Here is a 16690-nt window from a genome sequence, read left to right on the forward strand (position 1 = left end):
GGGTCCCCGCGGACGGGGACCCGCTGTCATCTCACGTGCTCGCGGCGACCGCCATGCCCGTGATCCACTCCTCGACCACCTGGTAGCGCAGGGTCCTGAGCCCCGCCCCGCCGGTGGCGCCCGCAGCGAGCCAGGTCCGCACCTCGTTGGCGCCCACACCGGCGCGCTCGGTCGCCTCGTCGGCCAGGACGGTGAGCGCGGGCTCGTCCCAGGCGGCCACAGCCTCCAGGAACGCGGCGTCCCACTCGGGGTTGATCTTCTTGCGGGCGGCCTCGGCGCCCTGGGCGATGAGCCGGGCGCGTTCCTCGTCGGCGAGTTCGAAGGTGTCCACCTCCAGGCTGGGCGGCGAGTGGGAGAGACCACCGGTTCCGATGACGAGGACCCGTTCCGTCAGGCCGTCCAGGAAGGTTCCCGCGGCGCGGCCGAAGGCGAGGGCCCGCTCGGCCGGGGGCAGCGGCGGGGTCGCGCAGTTGACCGGCAGGGGGATCACGGGCGTCCGGTCCAGGCCGCCGAGCAGGTCGCGCAGCGGTTGCGCGAAGGCGTGGTCGAGGTCGATCTTCCGGCACACGGCGACGTCGATTCCCGAGCGCAGAAGGTGCTCGCTCATCGCCCGGGCGATGTCCCCGGGGACATCCAGGGTCGCCGCAGGATGCCCAGCCTCGGCCATGACGCCTGCGGACAGCGCGATTCCGAAAGCGGGGACCACGTGGCGGAAGGCCCTGCGGTGGTCGCCGCCGAAGAGGACGACGAGCTCGGGATCGAACGCCGCCACCTCCTCGCGGGCCCGGGCGAGCCCGTCGCGGAACTCCCTGCCCTGCGCCTTCTCCGTGTCCCGCTCCATACCGGGGCTGTGGCTGGCACACACCACCAGTCGTCGGCCTGTCGTCATCGCGTCCTCCTCGTACTCGTGCTCGACATGGGCATCCCGTCCGCCACTCGTGCGTCGCCGCCCGCACGGGACCGGACCTTCGCGGCGACCTCGTGGGCGAAGAGCTCCACGGCCGCCGTACTGCGCGGTTCGTGGAGGCGGACGACGAACAGTTCGACACCAGCGGCCCGCTCCGCGTGGAAGAGCTCGACCAGTTCACCCGGGGTGCCGACGAAGGGGCGCCCCCACGACTGTTCGGGCATCCGCCGTTCGACGGCGGACTCGACGCGCGCCCGGTCGGCACCCGGTGCGACGAGCCCCACGGCGTACTGGGCGGAGATGCGCGCGCCGCCGCGCAAGGGTGCAAGCCGGGAGAGCAGGTGGCGGGCGGATCCCGGGCAGTTCCACCAGTCGGCGTGCGTGGCGACCAGAGGCATCGTCAGGGTCCGTCCCGCCCCGCCGATGTGCACCGGGATGCGGCCCTGCACCGGGGTGGGCAGCCCGTAGGCACCACGCAGTGTGAATGCCTCACCGGTGTGGTCGAAGGGCTGGCCCGTCCACATCTTCGCCAGGATCTCCAGGGTCTCCCCGAGCTCCCTCGATCTGCGGCTACGGGACCTGTCGCCGAGCCCGAAGGCGGTGAGCTCCTCGTCGACCGAGCCCCAGCCCAGGCCGAGGTCGAGCCGGCCGCCGCAGATGTGGTCGACGGTCGCGGCCATCTTGGCCAGCAGCGCCGGCGGCCGCAGCGGGTTGCAGCCGACGAGGTGGCCGAGGCGCACCCGGCGGGTCGCGGTGGCGAGCGCGGTCAGGAGCGTCCAGCTCTCCAGGACATCGGTGGGCGGGGCGCCCGGAGTCAGGAGGTGGTCCATGAGCCAGAACGAGTCGAAGCCGTGGGTGTCGGCGGCGACGGCCAGGGACCTCATGGTGTCGACGTCCGTACGGAACTGCGGTACGTACAGCCCGAACTGCGGCGGGCCGGGTGCCGGCCCCGTGTTCACGGCGCGCCCGGGAGCAGCTGGACGAAGAGGGCTTCGACATCGGCGAGCAGGGACTCCCCGTCGTGGAGACGACCCGTGACGTAGGTCTTGCGGCCCTCCGTCCGGTCGATGACGGCGTCGATCCGCAGAGGCCGGTGGATGGGCGTGACCTTGCGGTAGTCGACATGGAGGTAGGCGGTCCGGCAGCGGTGCTCCCCCTGGCTCGCGACGAACACGCCGAGCACGTCGTCGAAGAGCAGCGGAAGCATGCCGCCGTGTACGGCGCCGTTGCCGCCGACGTGTGCCGGACCGAACTCCACGGTGGCGTGCAGGGTGCTGTCCTCGCAGGAGACGATCTCGTACGGGATGAGCAGCGGGTGGCCGGGGCCGCCGGTGGCCGACGCGCCGGCGAGGCGCTCGTCCTCGCCGACCCGGTGCGCGGCGAGATGGTCGGCGATCTCCTCCAGGGGACCGACGAGTGCCGAGGTGAGGTCGGCGGGCGGCGCGCAGAAGGCGGCGGTGGACTGGACGCGCCGCAGCGCTCCCAGCAGCTCGGCGAACGCCTCCGCGTCAGGTGTGTCCCAGGCCGGGTTGTGCCTCCACGGGACGGGCCCTTCGGGCGGCAGGGCCGTCCCGGCGTCGATGACGGTGTGTGACATATGCGTCAGGTGTCCTTGTCCCTCGGAGCGTTCTTCACGGGTGGTGCGGGCTTTCCTGCCGGAGCGGCTGGGGCGCTGTTCAGCGCGAGGCTGCTCCGGGCGGTGCGCGATGGCGCAGATAGTCCGGCGAGAGCTCGGGCACGGGAAGGCCCAGGCGCCGGGCGAGACTCCGGGTGACGGCGTTGCCGCGGCCCATGTCGGTGCCGGCGGGGAAGCGGCCCGCTCGCACCCCCAGATCGGCCTGCCGGATCAGGGTGGTGGCGAGGAAGAAGCTCTGCAGCACCTCGAAGTAGTCGAGGCAGAGCGGGGTGCGGCCGGCCAACCGCGTGTACCGGTCGATGATCGCCTCACGGCCGGGGAAGCCCGGCAGCCGTGCCGCCCCCTCCGGGGTGGCGAATTCATCGAAGACGAGCCAGTGCGCCACATCGATCTCCGCGGGCCCGATCGCGGCGACCTCCCAGTCGATGACGGCGACGGCCGAGAGATCCGCCCCGAAGATCATGTTTCCGGGGCGGGCATCACCCCACAGCAGCACCGGCTCGCTTCCCCGCACCTCGGAGAGACGTGATCGCAGGTACTCCCATGCCGCGTCGGTGACCGGGAAGGACCGGCCTTCTGTGGCCCACCGGTACCAGTGCCCGAGGCGGCCCACATGCGCGGCGAGCACCCTGCGGCCCACCGCCCCGCGGTCCGGCTCCCCCTTCTCCAGCGCCTCGTCGGCACCCGGCAGAAAGGTGAGAGCGGGCCGCCAGTCGGTACGGTGCACGGCTGCCATCGCGTCCAGCGCGGAGCCCCACACATGGTGCCGCTCGGCCGCCGTGAGCGTCGGCAGCCATCCGGCGGTGTGGATCGACGGCTTCCCGGTCGGTACGGTCCCCGGCACCCTGGCCATGACGAAGAAGCGCGCCCCGAGCACCGCGGGGTCCTCCTCCGCTCCGATCACCTTCGGCACCGGCACCCCGGTACCGGCGAGCGCGCGCAGGATCCGGTACTCGTCCAGGACGTCGGCTTCCAGGAAGATCCGGTCCGAGGGCGGCTGACGCTTCATCACGAAGGCGCCGTTCCGGGGGATTCCGTCCTGCTCCCACTCCGCGTCGAAGACGAGGATGTCGCTCGACTGCCCGGCGCCGGGCGGACGCGGCTCACCCACACGTACGTCGCGGACGCCCGGACCGAGTCGTTCCGCCAGCCACGGCCCGAGGCGGGCCCGCAGGACCGGGTCCGCCTGCCCGTCCTCAGCGCCGCGCACCGGTGCTCCCATCCCGCACCGTCGAGTACCGGTCCGACAGTGCGCCGACCTGCTCCCCGACCATGCCGTGCAGAATCAGTTCGTCGGCACCGGCCGCCCTGTACTCGGCGAGCCTGCGCGCGCAGGCGTCCGTGTCACCGAGCACCGCGGAGGCAGGAATCCAGTGGTCAGGCATGCCCGCGCACAGGGCGATCAGTTCGTCTCGGGTGAGGTGCTTGTCCGCCGGGAGCGGGCCGAGTGCCGTGAGAGCGGGCTGGTCTCGGTAGCGGGCCAGGTCTGCGGCGTCCCAGCCGTTCGCGCGGACCAGTGCGTCCCCCAGCCCGGGAACGGAGAAGTAGCCGGCGGCACGGGCCCGGACGGCCAGATCCTCCTCGGGCTGCGGAGCGTCGGGCGCGACGACGACCGTGGCGACGCAGCGCACCGCCTCGGGATCCCGGCCGGCCCGCTCCGCGGCCATTCGCACCCGCCGGACCGATTCCCGCACTCCTTCGACGGTCAGGAACGGGTGCAGGATCGCCCCGTCGTAGGCCGTTCCGGCGACATCGAGGGTGCGCGGACCGACGGCGGCGAGCAGCAGGGGCGGCGGCTCGACCGCGGGGCGCCGGGGCAGCCGGAGACTCGGGTAACGGCCCGCGGGTCCGTCGTAGGAGACGGTTTCGCCCGCCCAGAGACGGCGCAGGATGTCCGCCGTGTCGGTGAGGGAGCGCAGGGTCGGTGCCGGTACGCCGTAGGAGTCCCATCGCCAGCTCGCCGAGCGGCCGAGCCCGAGGACGAACCGGCCCTCGGTCAACGACTGCAGGGTCTGCCCCATGGACGCGAGGACCATGGGGTGGCGCAGCCCCGTGTGGGTGACGGCCGCCCCGATCCGCACCCGCGAGGTGATCTGTCCGATGGCGCCCGCGAGGGACGGTAGGTCCTTGGTGTCGTAGCGCTCCCCGATCCATACGGCGTCCAGGCCCAGACGCTCGGCCGCACGGGCCTGCGCCAGCCCCTCACGGGGGTCGTCGATGCCGCCGGGCAGGACGTAACAGCCGAGTCCCCCGGCTGTCCGGCGGAGCTGGTGGTCGCTGATGACTGCCTCCTGAGGATGTGGGTCTCCTTGCATGGCAAGCTATACATCTGACATCACTGTCGCAATGGATGAAGCAGGCTGGACTTCTCACTTCTCCAGGATTTTCACCCACAAAACGGACTGCTGACACTCTCATGCAATAAAAGACAGCTTGACCGTTGACCCATATCTGACAGCACAGTTATCTTTCACCCACCGTATCGGCAGCGTCGCTCACGCCGGGACCGAGCCGTACCCGCGAAAGCGAGGATCTCTTCGTGCAAGACCATCAGAAGTTCTTCATCGACGGTGTGTGGACCGCCCCGGGGAGCACGGAACGCCTGGAGGTGTTCTCCCCCGCCACCGAGGAGCGGATCGGCAGTGTGCCGCTCGCCTCGGTCGCGGACGCCGACCGGGCGGTCGCCGCGGCGCGGCGCGCCTTCGACGACGGCGGCTGGACCGGCCTGGACGTCAAGGAGCGGACGGCAGCCGTCGGCCGCCTCGCTGATGCCGTGACGGCACGCGCCGACGCGTTCGTCGACGTACTCACGGCCGAGGTCGGCCTGCCCCGCGCTTCCCTTCCGGCCGGCCAGATCGCCAAGACGCAGGGGGTGTTCGCGGCATACGCCGAACTCGCCGAACGCTATCCGTGGGCCGAGACCCGGGACGGCTCACGCGGCCGCACCCTGCGGGTGCACCGAAGGCCCGTCGGCGTGGTGGTCGCCATCGTGCCGTGGAACGCACCGCTGTTCATCAGTGCCCTCAAGCTCGCCCCCGCGTTGATCGCAGGCGCCACCGTCGTCCTCAAGCCTTCGGAAGAGGCCCCGCTGCACGCGCAGTTGCTCGCGGAATGCGCCCTCGAGGCGGGACTTCCGCCCGGGGTCCTCAACATCCTCCCAGCATCGGCCGAGGTGAGCGAGCACCTGATCCGCCACCCGGACGTCGACAAGGTGAGCTTCACGGGCTCCACCTCCGTAGGCCGCCGGATCGGCGAGCTGTGCGGCCACGACCTGCGCCGCTGCACGCTGGAGCTGGGGGGCAAGTCGGCGGCGCTGCTCCTCGACGACCTGGAGCCGACGGCCGACATCGCCAAGGCACTGGTCATGGGGGCGATGGCCAACAGCGGCCAGATCTGCGCGGCGCAGGGCCGCATCCTGGTGCCCCGCCGACGTCACCGGCAGACCGTGGAAGCCCTGGCGGACGCGGTCGCGGCGCTGCGGGTCGGGGACCCGGATGACCCGGCCACCCAGATCGGACCGGTGATCTCCGAGCGCCAGCGGGGCCGGGTGGAACGCCTCGTCTCGCTGGGCCGTTCGCAGGGAGCGCGGCTGGTGCACGGCGGTTCCCGCGCGGGCCTGGACCGCGGCTGGTATGTCGAGCCGACGCTCTTCGACGAGGTCGCGCCGGACATGGCCATCGCCCGCGAGGAGATCTTCGGCCCCGTGGCCACAGTCCTCGCCTACGACGACGAGGACCAGGCCGTGGCCCTCGCCAACGACTCCGACTACGGCTTGGCCGGCGCTGTGTGGAGCAGCGACGCCGACCGCGCGGAGCAGGTCGCGGGACGGTTCCGGGCAGGCTCCGTGGCAGTCAACTCTCCTTCTCCGCTGGACCCCTTCGGGCCGTTCGGCGGGTTCAAGCAGTCGGGACTCGGCCGCGAGGGCGGCCCCGAGGGCTTCGACGCATACATCGAGTACCAGACCATCGTCCGCGCCTGAGCGGCCTCACTCGGCGGGCCTCGTGGCCCGCCGTCATCGGGAGACAGCACATGTCCATTCTTGTTCTGGGAAGTTCCGGCCTGGTGGGCCGCGAGCTCGTGCACACCCTCGCCGCCGCCGGGCACCAGGTGGTGGCCTGTGACGTGACCGCCCCCGCCGACGCGGAGAGCAGGGCCGGTGAGTCGATCACGTACGCGCGCGGTGACATCACGCGCCTCGACCAGATGATCGACCTGATGCAACGCCACGAGGTCTCCGAGGTGGCCTGCCTGTCGTACGTCATGGGCCCGCTGATGTCACCGGACTTCTCCGACTTCCTACTCGCCTCGCAGATCAACATCATGGGTGTCACCAACGTGCTGGAGGCCGCGCGGCTCACCGGGGTGCGCCGGCTGCTGCTGGCCAGCACGGTGGGCACCTACGGCCCCCAGGATCTGTACGGCGACCGGCCGGTGACCGAGGACGACCTGCTCGCACCCCGCAGCATGTACGGCCGGATGAAGGCGCTCAACGAGGCGGTCGCCGACCGCTACGCACAGGTCCACGGCATGGAGGTGGTGAAGGTCAGGCCGTCCTCGATCCTCGGCCCCGGCAGCACCATCTGGCCGTCCCGGCTGATCGAGCGGCTCGCCGTGGGCGAGACCGGTCTCGCCCCGTACGGCCCGCAGGCCCGGGACAACGTCATCGCGGTCGAGGACCTGACCGCCCTGCTCACCGAGCTCCTGACCCGGCCGACGCTCCGCCACGACACCTACCTCGCGTGCGGACACAACGTGACGATGGCAGAACTCGTCTCTCTGCTCGGAGAGTTGCTTCCCGATGGGGCCATCGAGTACCCGGCGAACCCGGACCGCTCCCCCAGTTACGCACAGGTCTTCGACAACAGCCGTGCCGTGTCCGAGTTCGACTGGAAGCTGAGGTCCGTCCACGACTCGGTCCGTCTGCATATCGACGGCGTCCGCCGCGAGGCGGGCCTAGAGCCCATCGCCTGGTGACCGGGGCATCCGCCGCCGTGCCCTCCTGAACCGCGTCCGCTGGAGCCAGCCATGCCGATCACGACCGCCCCCGCCTTCCAGCCCGATCTGACCGCCCCGGACTTCTTCTCCGGCGACCCCTATCCCACCTACGCGCGGCTGCGGGCCGAGTCTCCCGTGCACTGGTGTGAGCCGGGCAGCTTCTGGGCCCTGTCCACGTACGAGGAGGTGCGCGCCGTCGGACGTGACACCACCCTCTTCTCGTCCACGCGCGGCACGCTGATCTCCGACGCGCACGACCGCGACGGCAACGGCCCGCACATGCCCGGCGCCTCCCACATGATCCGGAGCGACGCGCCGGACCACACCGAGCTGCGCAGACTCGTCTCCGGGGCCTTCACCCCGAAGGCCGTCGCCGCCATGACCGACAAGGCCCGCCGGATCGTCCGCGACCTCCTCAAAGGGATCGACGGCGACGGGGTCAGCAACGCCGTGGAGGCCCTTTCGGCTCCGGCCACCACCTATGTGATCGCCGAACTCCTCGGCGTGCCCCGCGACCGGTGGCCGGAGTTCTGGAGGTGGACCAACAGTGCGATGCTCCAGGCCGACGCCCGAACCGAGCCGGAACATGCCGCCAACATCGCCGAGTTGATGGAGTTCTTCCGTGAACTGTGCGCGCTGCGACGTTCTGATCCACAGGACGACGTCGTATCGGCCCTGGTGCACGGGGATTTCCGAGGACAGCCTCTCTCCGAAGTCAATCTGCTGACCTTCTGCAAACTACTCCTGGGCGCGGGTACGGAGACCACCCGCGGGCTGGTCACCGGCGGCCTGCAGCTGCTGTCCGAGCACCCCGACCAGCGGGCGATGCTCGTCCGGGAGCCGGAGCTGATGGCTCCGGCCGTCGAGGAGATGCTGCGCATGGTCAGCCCGGTCGTCGCCTTCGGCCGGTCCGCCACGGCCGACACCGAGATCCGCGGGCAGTCCATCGCCCGGGGCGATTACGTCGTGATGCTCTACCAGAGCGCGAATCGCGACGAGGACGTCTGGGAGCGCTCCGAGGAGTTCGACATCACCCGGCCGGTGAAGCGCAACGTGGCCTTCGGTTTCGGGCCGCACATCTGCGTCGGCGCGCCGCTCGCCCGCATGGAGGCCTCCGTCATCTTCGGCGAACTGCTTGCCAGGTTCCCCGACTTCGAAGTGGTGGGGGCCCCGCACAAACGGGGTTCGACGCTCGTGTCGATGGTGGACGACCTGCCGGTCCGGTTCGGCGGCAGCTGAGGCGGCGGAGGGGACGGGTGAACTTCCCGAACGGGACTTCGCCCGTCCCCTCCGTCCGTTCCGTGTGACCAGCCGTCCTGTCTTCCGTGCGGGGCGGCTAAGACGTGTCCTCAGCGGCCCGGCCGCGACGGCGCCTATCGCAACGCTTCCAGGAGCGCCGGCAGGACCCTCATCGACCGCAGGGTGTCGGCGAGGTGGGTACATCCCCGCGGGCCCCCGACGACCTGGCGCACGGTCGGGTCAACGTCGGTCAGCGGCGTCCCGACGAGCGCGTCCGCCGCGCGGACGGCGAGCGGGCACTCGGGAAAGGGCAGGCAGTGCGGACGGCTGTGCAGCTCGGTCAGGACAGCGGGCTCACCGGCGGCGGAGGCGAGAACCGTGTACTCGTGGAGCGATGACTCGGTGTTCGCGTCGTCGCTCCACGAATCCCGCAGATAGCACTCGATCTCCGTCCGTCCGCCGTCCGGGCGCAGCTCCAGCATCCGCCTGCGATACATGGTGTCGGGGCCGGGCGCCGGCTCCTCGTGCCAGTCGGCCGCGTCATGCAGCAGTTCCGCCAGTGGTGGGGCAGGGACCGGCGGCCCGAGTACGAAGCCGTTGGAACGAGTCCTGCTGTCCGCCGTCGCGCCCGGTGCCCACCCCACGCACACGTTCAACGGCGGCCCCGCCCGTCGGCCGCCCTGTGGCTCGGCGGGCGCCGGGAGGCGCCCCGCCTGGACCGCCCGCAGCATCGCGTACCCGGTGATCAGCCGTGTCACGGGCAGATCGTCGAGCAGTGCGACCTCGAGCGCAACCGGTCCGAGAGCCAGTGCGGCCGGTGCGACGACCCGGGCGCGGAACCGGTCGGTCACCGAAGTCCCCTCCACCCGGGCCCCGAGATCCGGGGTGCCAGGCGTCCGCGCCGCCGTGACCGTGCCCCGGGCGTCGATCCGCACGTCGATCCGCGCCTCGGCCAGGACGTTCGAAGAGCCGTCGGCGCGGGTCACGACGTCACGGCCGGTGGCCGCCAGCTCGATGCCGCGGTCCCAGCGGGGCGCCGGGGTCATGCGCACGGTGACGGTCCGCCGGACCGAGTCCGGTCTGCGCGGCGGCAGATGCCTTCGGGGTTCGGCGGGCGCGGTCACGGTCATCCTCCAAGGCGGCAGGCGGGTTGTACGAGGGCCAGGGTGCTACTCCCCGCGCCAGACGGGAGGGCGCTTCTCGGCGAAGGCGACCGCGCCCTCCCGGGCGTCGGCCGAGGCGAACACCGGGCGCATGAGGGGTTCCTGGAGCTCGAAGGCTTCGTCGGTGGGCCAGTCGACGGCCCGGGCGAGTATCTCCTTGCTGGCCGCGACCGCGAGCGGACCGTTCGCCGCGATGCGCGCGGCGAGTTCACGTGCGCCGTCCAGCGCGCCGCCGGGCGGGGTGACCCGGTTGACGAGGCCGTAGGCACGGGCGTCGGGCGCGCTGAGGAAGTCGCCGGTGAGCGCGAGCTCCATCGCCACCGCGTACGGGATGCGCCGGGGCAGCCGGAGCAGCCCGCCGCCGGCCGCCACCAGACCGCGCTTGACCTCGGGGATCCCGAACCGCGCGTTCTCCGCGGCGACCACCAGGTCGCAGGAGAGCACCACCTCGCAGCCGCCGGCGAGTGCGTAGCCCTCCACAGCGGCGATGACGGGCTTGCGCGGGGGCTGCCGGGTGATGCCGGCCAGGCCACGGGTCTCGTGGACGACCTCCTCACCGGCGACGAACGCCTTGAGGTCCATGCCCGAGCAGAAGGTACCGCCCGCACCGGTGATGACGGCCACCGTCAGGTCCTTGCGCGACTCGAACTCCTCGAACGCGGCCGCCGCGCCCTCGCTGACCGCCCTGTTGACGGCGTTCCTCGCGTCGGGACGGTTGATGGTGATGACGGTGACGCCGTCCGCGTGCTCGACCAGCACCTCGTCGGACATGGGATCGTGTTCCTCTCTCGGTGTGCTCCCGGTCCGCCTGGGTGGACGGACCGCTAGGTGGGGCGCCTCAGCCGGCGCCCCCGTCGGACAGCAGCCGCCGCAGCAGCTTGCCGGTGGGGGTGCGCGGCATCCGTTCGGTGAACTCGACGGAGCGCGGACACTTGTAGGCGGCCAGTCGCTCACGGCAGTGGTCGATCAGCTCCCTTTCCAGCGCCGGGCCGGCGGCCGACAGGTCGGTCGGCTGAACGATCGCGCGCACCCGCTGGCCGAACTCGGGGTCGGGTGCACCCACCACGGCGACGTCGGCGACCGCGGGGTGCATGGTCAGCGCGTCCTCGATCTCCCGTGGGTAGATGTTGACACCGCCGCTGACGATCAGGTCGACCCTGCGGTCGGCCAGGTAGAGATAGCCGTCGGCGTCGACCCGGCCCAGATCGCCGAGGGTGGAGCGGCCCTTCGTGTCGTGGGCGTCCGCGGTCCGGCCGGGGTCCTTGTGGTAACGGAAGTCCGGGGTGCCTTCGAACCACAGGGTGCCCACGTCGCCGGCCGGCAGTTCGTTGCCGGAGTCGTCCGTCACGACGACCCGGCCGAGCGTGGCCCGGCCCACGGAGCCGGGGTGGGCGAGCCACTCCTCGGAGCCGATGGAGAAGAAGCAGTTGCCCTCACTGCCGGAGTAGAACTCCAGGACTATCGGGCCGAGCCAGTCGATGACGGCCCGCTTGACGTCGACGGGGCACGGTGCGGCCGCGTGGACCACCGAGCGCAGACTGCCGGTGCGGTACCGGGCGCGTGTCCCGGGAGACAGTTTGAGCAGGCGGACCATCATCGTCGGCACGAACTGGACGTGGGTGACCCGGTGCCGCTCGACGAGGCGCAGAGCCCCCTCGGCGTCGAAGCGGTCCATGAGGACGACGGTGCCGCCGTGGCGCATCGTGGCGAGGGTCCAGCCGGCCGATGCCGCGTGGTAGAGCGGCGCGGGGCACAGATACACCGTGTCCGGGTCCAGCCCTGCGAGGCCCGTCAACGCCTGGTCGAGCGGCAGGCCGGTGCCGAAGGGCGCACCGGAGAGCTGCCTGAGGATGCCCTTGGGCCGGCCGGTGGTGCCCGCGGAGTAGAACATGGGAGTGCCCTCGCGCTCATCTCCCGCCGGATCGGCGGGGAGCCCGGACGAGGCCCCGTCCGCCGCCTCGAAGCCGGGCACGGGCCCGCCGAAGGACAGCCGGGTCTCCACCGCGTCCACCCGTCCGGCGACCGCATCGGCCAACTCGGCGACGCCATGCGCCGCGAGGAGCAGTCGTGCTCCGCAGTCGCGGACGATGTAGGCCGCCTCGTCGGGGTTCAGGTGGCGGTCGACAGGCGTCCAGTGCAGACCGGCGCGCTGGCAGGCCCAGGCCGCTACATGGAAGTCCGGAACGTTGTCGAAGAGCAGCGCCGCGTGGTCGCCGTAGCCGATTCCGCGGGTGGCGAAGAGCCGGGCCAGGCGCACCGAGCGCTCGTCCAGCTCACGGTAGGTCAGCACATCCCCTGTCGCGGCGGCGACGACCGCGGGCTTGTCCGGGTGACGTCGGGCGATCTCCGTCAGGTGCACGCTTCCTCCGGCCTTCCGACCCGTCTCCCTCATGACCACGTCGACCCTAGGTTCTGACGAGTGCGTTCTGCGACCCTACCGGGTGTCAGCTCACGATGCCCCTATCCGGCCAGCTAATATTCTGACTAGTACGTCACTCATTGGGGACTGTGGAGGCGTTCACCTCCGGGAGGACAGGCGCAACGGCAGGAGACAGCCCCCCACCAGCGCGCATCGGGCTGCCCAGCAGCCCGCGAAAGGACCCGACCATGACTCAGCAACAACTCCAGGACCGCAGGATCGTCATCACCGGCGGAGCCAGCGGCATGGGTGCCGGGCTCGTGCGCGCCTTTCCGGCACTGGGCGCCCGGGTGGTCTCCCTCGACCTCTCCGCCGACGCGGGCAAGGGGATCGCGACTGAGGCGGGGGCCGATTTCCTCACCTGCGACGTCTCCGACAAGGCGTCCGTGGATGCGGCGATCGACGGGGCCGTCGAACTCCTCGGAGGCCTGGACGTGCTCATCCACGCGGCCGGCATCGCCCCGGGGTCTCCGGCGGAGGACATCGAGGCAGAGGTGTGGGAGCGGGTCCTGTCGATCAACGCGACCGGCACCTTCCTCACCAATCAGGCGGCGTTCCGCCACCTCAAGGAGAACGGCGGGCAGATCCTCGACTTCGCGTCCGCCGCCGGCGTGCAGGGGTACCCCCTGAAGGCCGCCTACGCCGCCAGCAAGGGGGCCGTTGTCGCCTGGGTCCGGTCGGTCGCCGTCGAGTGGGGCCGGTACGACATCACCGTCAACGCCATCGCGCCCGCCATCTGGACTCCCATGTACGACAAGACCCGCGCCGCCATGACCACGGAGCAACTCGCGGACCACGACACGAAGATGGCCAAAGCCGTCCCGCTCGGCGGCAAACTGGGAGACATCGACCGCGACTTCGTTCCGGTGCTCGCCTTCCTGGCGAGTGAGGCCGCCCACTTCATGACCGGCCAGGTCTTCCCGGTCGACGGTGGCACCCTGATGATGCGCTGACCCGGCCCGACGGCGCCGTCGCCTTCAGTCGTCCTCGCTCACGTCGATGACGACCTTGCCGAGCGCCGAACGGTCCGCGACGAGCCGCAGCGCCTCGGCCGTGCGCTCCAGGGGAAAGCGCGCACCGATGTGCGGAGCAATCTGCCCCTGCCCGAGCAGCCCGAGCAGTTCCGCCATGTCACGGCTGGACTGCTCGGGGGCGTCATGGGCGAAGGTGCGCACTTCGAGGCCGCGGACGGTCACGCCCTTGAGCAGCACGAGGTTGAGCGGGATCGCGGGGATCTCGCCGGACGCGTAGCCGAGCGTGACGAAGGTGCCGCCGCGTCGCATGCCGCGCAGGGCCTGCTCGGCGTACGGTCCGCCGACCGGGTCGAGGACGATGTCCGCGCCGCCCCCGGTGCACTCCTTGAGCCGGCTCTTCAGGTCCGGCAGCGTGTAGTCCAGAGCGTGCTCGGCGCCGCGTGCGCGGCACAGGGCGAGCTTCTCGGGCCCCGAGGCCGCGGCCACCACCCGCGCCCCGAGGCGCCGGGCCAGGTCCACTGCGGCGGAGCCGACCCCACCCGCGGCGCCTAGCACCATCACCCACTGTCCCGGCCGTACCCGCGCGACCGACCGCAGCGCGTGGTAGGCGGTGCGGTAGGCGACTCCGGCCGCCGCCGCCTGCGCGTAGGGCATGTCGCCGGGTATCCGGGTGAGCGAGGCGAGAGGCACCACCGCGCGCTCGGCGAACGCACCGGTCGGCAGCGTCGCGAATACGCGCTCCCCAGGGCGCCACTCCGCGGCGTCGGAGCCCGTCTCCAGGATCGTGCCGGCCAGTTCGCTGCCCGGCACGAAGGGCAGGGGAACCGTCACCTGGTAGCGGTCCGCGGCGATCAGCACATCGGGGAAGTTCACTGCCGCAGCCCGCACCGCGACGATCGCCTCACCGGGCCCGGGACGTGGCGCGGACACCTCCTGGACCGCGAGACCCTCCGGCGGGCCATAGGCATGGCAGACGACAGCGCGCATGAGAAACGCCTTTCTCTCCAGGGAACTTCGTGGCCGTACGGGTGAGAAGAGCCCGGTGCCGCATGGGATCGCGCACCGTGGGGAGCCGTCGCGTGACTCCCGGAGAAATGCCGCCGGTCCGACGCTCGGGGCGGAATCGGTCTCCGAGTGCCCGGTCAGCACGGAAGGCCCGATCCGAAGTCACCCGGTGACCGGGCTCGCGCGCCGGCACCTCGCAGAGGACAAGGGGCGACTGCCCATTCGGATGTGTACCCAACACGCGCGTCCACATATGCCCGCCGATCACCCCCACATGCCCCCCGGGCCATGGCGCCCCGCCCTCACGCGCGGCGTTCGCCGACCCCCCGGCCACCTTGCCGGTCGTTCACGGTGTCGTCGGACAGCAGCCGCAGGACCCGCGCCGTCGCGGCCACGTCCGCCACGTCCACGTCCGCCAGAAGGCTCCGCAGTTTGTCGACCAGCTCTTCCTCCAGCTGATCGACCACGGCCTCGCCCCGGGACGTCAGTCGCACCCGCTGGATCCGTTGATCGTCGGCATCCCGGGTCCGCTCGACGAGCCCCTGCCCCTGGAGCTGCGTCACCTGGCGGGTGACGTGCGGCGCATGCACGAGCAGGCGGTCGGCGACGGCACCGATACTCATCGGCTCGTCCGCGCGGCGCAGCACACGCAGGAGCGAGACCCCGGCGCGCTCGACCTTCACGTCCAGCGTCGCCACGAAGGTCGCATGCACCTGCGAGCGGGTCATGGCGTAGGCGAACGTCATCATCGCCTGCTGGAGCTCATGGAGCGCGGAATCTTCCTGGTCGGACACCCCTCCATCCTCCCCCACCGACCCCCAGGGTGAAGAACAGGCCAGCGAGGAGATATCATTACCTAAGTTAAGTAATCTCTACGTCCTGGTTCCGGCCGGGTCCGAAAGGAGCGCACGTGTCCGAGCCACGCGACGACGATCTGGGTCTGCTGCGCACCCTGACCGGCGGACTCTGGTTCCCGATCTTCTTCTTCTTCGGGTTCCTGTTCTGCTACATGCTTCCGTTCCACAACCCCACGCCCCATGACGTGAGCGTCGCGGTGTCCTCGCCGGCAGCCGCCGGGCAGGTCCGCACCGCCCTGTCCGCCGAGGCCCCCGGCGCCTTCGAGATCCTGACGGCGACGGACGCGGCCGACGCCAAGCAGCAGGTGCTGGACAGGGACGCGGTCGCCTCCTACGCGGTCGGCGACGACGGCAAGGCCACGCTGTACGTGGCGAAGGCGAACGGCTCCATGCTGGAGTCGGTCGTCGAGCAGACCTTCGAGAAGGTGGCCGGAGCCTCGAGCACCGAGCTCACCACGACCGAGGTCGCACCGACGGCCTCAGGAGACGCCACCGGCACGTCGTTGTTCTACCTCACGATGGCGTGGACGGTCGTGCCGTACGTATCCGTCATGATGATGCTCCGCGTGGTGACTCTCAGCCGCCGGGCGAAGCTGCTGACGTTCGCCGGTGTGGGAGCGTTCATCACCGCCGTGGCCTATCTCATCGGCCTGGCCGTGGACGTCATCCCCAACGAACCGCTCGCCCTCGTCTACGCGTTCGCGATGACACAGCTGGTCGCCTGGGTCACGTACGGGTTGGTGCCGTACGTGAAGCAATTCATCCCCGGTGTGGCCATCGGGCTGTTCGTCCTCCTCAACATCCCGTCGAGCGGCGGCGCCATCCCGTACCAGATGGTTCCCGGGATCTTCCGCTGGCTGCACCCCGTGATGCCGCTCGGAAACCTGGTGGACGTCCTGCACGGAGTCTTCTACTTCGACAACAAGGGACTGCTCCGCCCCACCCTGGTGCTCTGTGCCTGGCTCGCGGCCGGAGCCACCCTCGTCGCCGCAGGGGTGTTGCGCGAGCGTCGGCTGAAGCGCCGCGCGGCGGACACCGACGGGGACGAGACCTCGCTGGAAGCCGTCGTGGAGGATCCCTCCATCGAGGCCCCGACGCCGCACGCGACCCGCCCCGGCCACCACTCGGCACTCGGCGAGACGCCCATGGTGTACGGAACGGTGACGGAGGAATCCGGCACTGCCTTCACCGGTGCACAGATCACCGTCATCGACGCCCAGGGCCGGCAGCTGACCCGGACCCGCACCGACGAGAACGGCGCGTACGGGCTCACGGGGATGCCGGAACAGTTCCTGATCATGATTCTCTCGGCCCCGGGGCGCCGGCCCGCCACGACGCCCGTGCTACCCCAGGAGGGCCGGCCGCAGCGTAAGGACTTCGTCATGCCCGGTGAGCGCAAGGTCCCGGCCACCGTCTGAGGTACGCCCCCGGCATCCGGCTGCTCGGACGTGCCCCGCAGGCACGTCCGAGCAGGTCCTGCCCGGTATCCCATGGC

General features: G+C 71.1%; 15 protein-coding genes. 5 read left to right on the top strand and 10 right to left on the bottom strand.

Features of this window, described 5'->3' with window-relative positions; genetic code table 11:
* Positions 1-31: 31 nt before the first annotated feature.
* From ACIREO_RS06925 to ACIREO_RS06945, 5 genes are all read right to left on the bottom strand, one after another.
* Entirely contained in the window at positions 32-889 is an 858-nt protein-coding gene (locus tag ACIREO_RS06925) for a 3-carboxyethylcatechol 2,3-dioxygenase (RefSeq protein ID WP_404106123.1), read from the bottom strand.
* Positions 886-1866: an LLM class flavin-dependent oxidoreductase gene (locus tag ACIREO_RS06930; protein WP_404106126.1), complete on the bottom strand. Its 981-nt coding sequence runs from the start codon at positions 1864-1866 to the stop codon at positions 886-888. The genes ACIREO_RS06925 and ACIREO_RS06930 overlap by 4 nt, the downstream gene beginning before the upstream one ends.
* Positions 1863-2504, bottom strand: coding sequence for a PaaI family thioesterase (locus tag ACIREO_RS06935; protein ID WP_404106129.1), 642 nt, complete (start codon positions 2502-2504; stop codon positions 1863-1865). Before ACIREO_RS06935 ends, ACIREO_RS06930 begins: the two co-directional genes overlap by 4 nt.
* Positions 2505-2583: 79 nt before the next feature.
* The gene (locus ACIREO_RS06940; RefSeq protein WP_404106132.1) at positions 2584-3753 is read right to left on the bottom strand and encodes a phosphotransferase family protein; all 1170 of its coding nucleotides are present in this window, start codon (positions 3751-3753) and stop codon (positions 2584-2586) included.
* Positions 3740-4858: a TIGR03857 family LLM class F420-dependent oxidoreductase gene (locus ACIREO_RS06945; RefSeq protein WP_404106135.1), complete on the bottom strand. Its 1119-nt coding sequence runs from the start codon at positions 4856-4858 to the stop codon at positions 3740-3742. The genes ACIREO_RS06940 and ACIREO_RS06945 overlap by 14 nt, the downstream gene beginning before the upstream one ends.
* 224 nt (positions 4859-5082) lie before the next feature.
* Between ACIREO_RS06945 and ACIREO_RS06950 the strand changes: the two genes are divergently transcribed.
* Genes ACIREO_RS06950 through ACIREO_RS06960 form a run of 3 tightly spaced genes read left to right on the top strand, consistent with a single transcriptional unit; the run spans position 5083 to position 8777 of the window.
* On the top strand, positions 5083-6522 hold the full coding sequence (locus ACIREO_RS06950; RefSeq protein WP_404106138.1) for an aldehyde dehydrogenase: 1440 nt from the start codon (positions 5083-5085) through the stop codon (positions 6520-6522).
* A 50-nt stretch (positions 6523-6572) separates the two neighbouring features.
* Positions 6573-7517, top strand: a complete 945-nt coding sequence (locus ACIREO_RS06955; protein ID WP_404106141.1) for an NAD-dependent epimerase/dehydratase family protein — start codon at positions 6573-6575, stop codon at positions 7515-7517.
* Positions 7518-7568: 51 nt separating this feature from the next.
* Positions 7569-8777, top strand: a complete 1209-nt coding sequence (locus ACIREO_RS06960) for a cytochrome P450 (protein ID WP_404106144.1) — start codon at positions 7569-7571, stop codon at positions 8775-8777.
* A gap of 134 nt (positions 8778-8911) precedes the next feature.
* Here ACIREO_RS06960 and ACIREO_RS06965 read toward each other — a convergent pair whose 3' ends face one another.
* The 3 genes from ACIREO_RS06965 to ACIREO_RS06975 all read right to left on the bottom strand — a co-directional run bounded on the left by ACIREO_RS06965 (position 8912) and on the right by ACIREO_RS06975 (position 12299).
* Positions 8912-9901: a DUF2889 domain-containing protein gene (locus tag ACIREO_RS06965; RefSeq protein ID WP_404106147.1), complete on the bottom strand. Its 990-nt coding sequence runs from the start codon at positions 9899-9901 to the stop codon at positions 8912-8914.
* Between the two features lie 45 nt (positions 9902-9946).
* Positions 9947-10711, bottom strand: coding sequence for a crotonase/enoyl-CoA hydratase family protein (locus tag ACIREO_RS06970; RefSeq protein WP_404106149.1), 765 nt, complete (start codon positions 10709-10711; stop codon positions 9947-9949).
* A 67-nt stretch (positions 10712-10778) separates the two neighbouring features.
* Positions 10779-12299 carry an AMP-binding protein gene (locus ACIREO_RS06975; RefSeq protein WP_404106152.1) on the bottom strand — a complete coding sequence of 507 codons (1521 nt, stop codon included), beginning with the start codon at positions 12297-12299 and terminating at the stop codon, positions 10779-10781.
* A 248-nt stretch (positions 12300-12547) separates the two neighbouring features.
* On the opposite strand from ACIREO_RS06975, the gene ACIREO_RS06980 reads away from it, so the two are divergent.
* A complete protein-coding gene (locus ACIREO_RS06980; RefSeq protein ID WP_404106155.1) occupies positions 12548-13312 on the top strand; it encodes an SDR family NAD(P)-dependent oxidoreductase in 765 nt (254 codons plus the stop codon).
* A gap of 24 nt (positions 13313-13336) precedes the next feature.
* Here the strand turns inward: ACIREO_RS06980 and ACIREO_RS06985 are convergent, their stop codons facing one another.
* Positions 13337-14320 carry an NADPH:quinone oxidoreductase family protein gene (locus ACIREO_RS06985; RefSeq protein ID WP_404106157.1) on the bottom strand — a complete coding sequence of 328 codons (984 nt, stop codon included), beginning with the start codon at positions 14318-14320 and terminating at the stop codon, positions 13337-13339.
* Between the two features lie 320 nt (positions 14321-14640).
* A complete protein-coding gene (locus ACIREO_RS06990) occupies positions 14641-15132 on the bottom strand; it encodes a MarR family winged helix-turn-helix transcriptional regulator (RefSeq protein ID WP_404106160.1) in 492 nt (163 codons plus the stop codon).
* A 116-nt stretch (positions 15133-15248) separates the two neighbouring features.
* On the opposite strand from ACIREO_RS06990, the gene ACIREO_RS06995 reads away from it, so the two are divergent.
* Positions 15249-16613, top strand: coding sequence for a carboxypeptidase regulatory-like domain-containing protein (locus ACIREO_RS06995; RefSeq protein WP_404106163.1), 1365 nt, complete (start codon positions 15249-15251; stop codon positions 16611-16613).
* Positions 16614-16690 lie beyond the last annotated feature (77 nt).

Source organism: Streptomyces sp. NPDC102441, assembly GCF_044765585.1.
Taxonomy (GTDB): Bacteria; Actinomycetota; Actinomycetes; order Streptomycetales; family Streptomycetaceae; genus Streptomyces.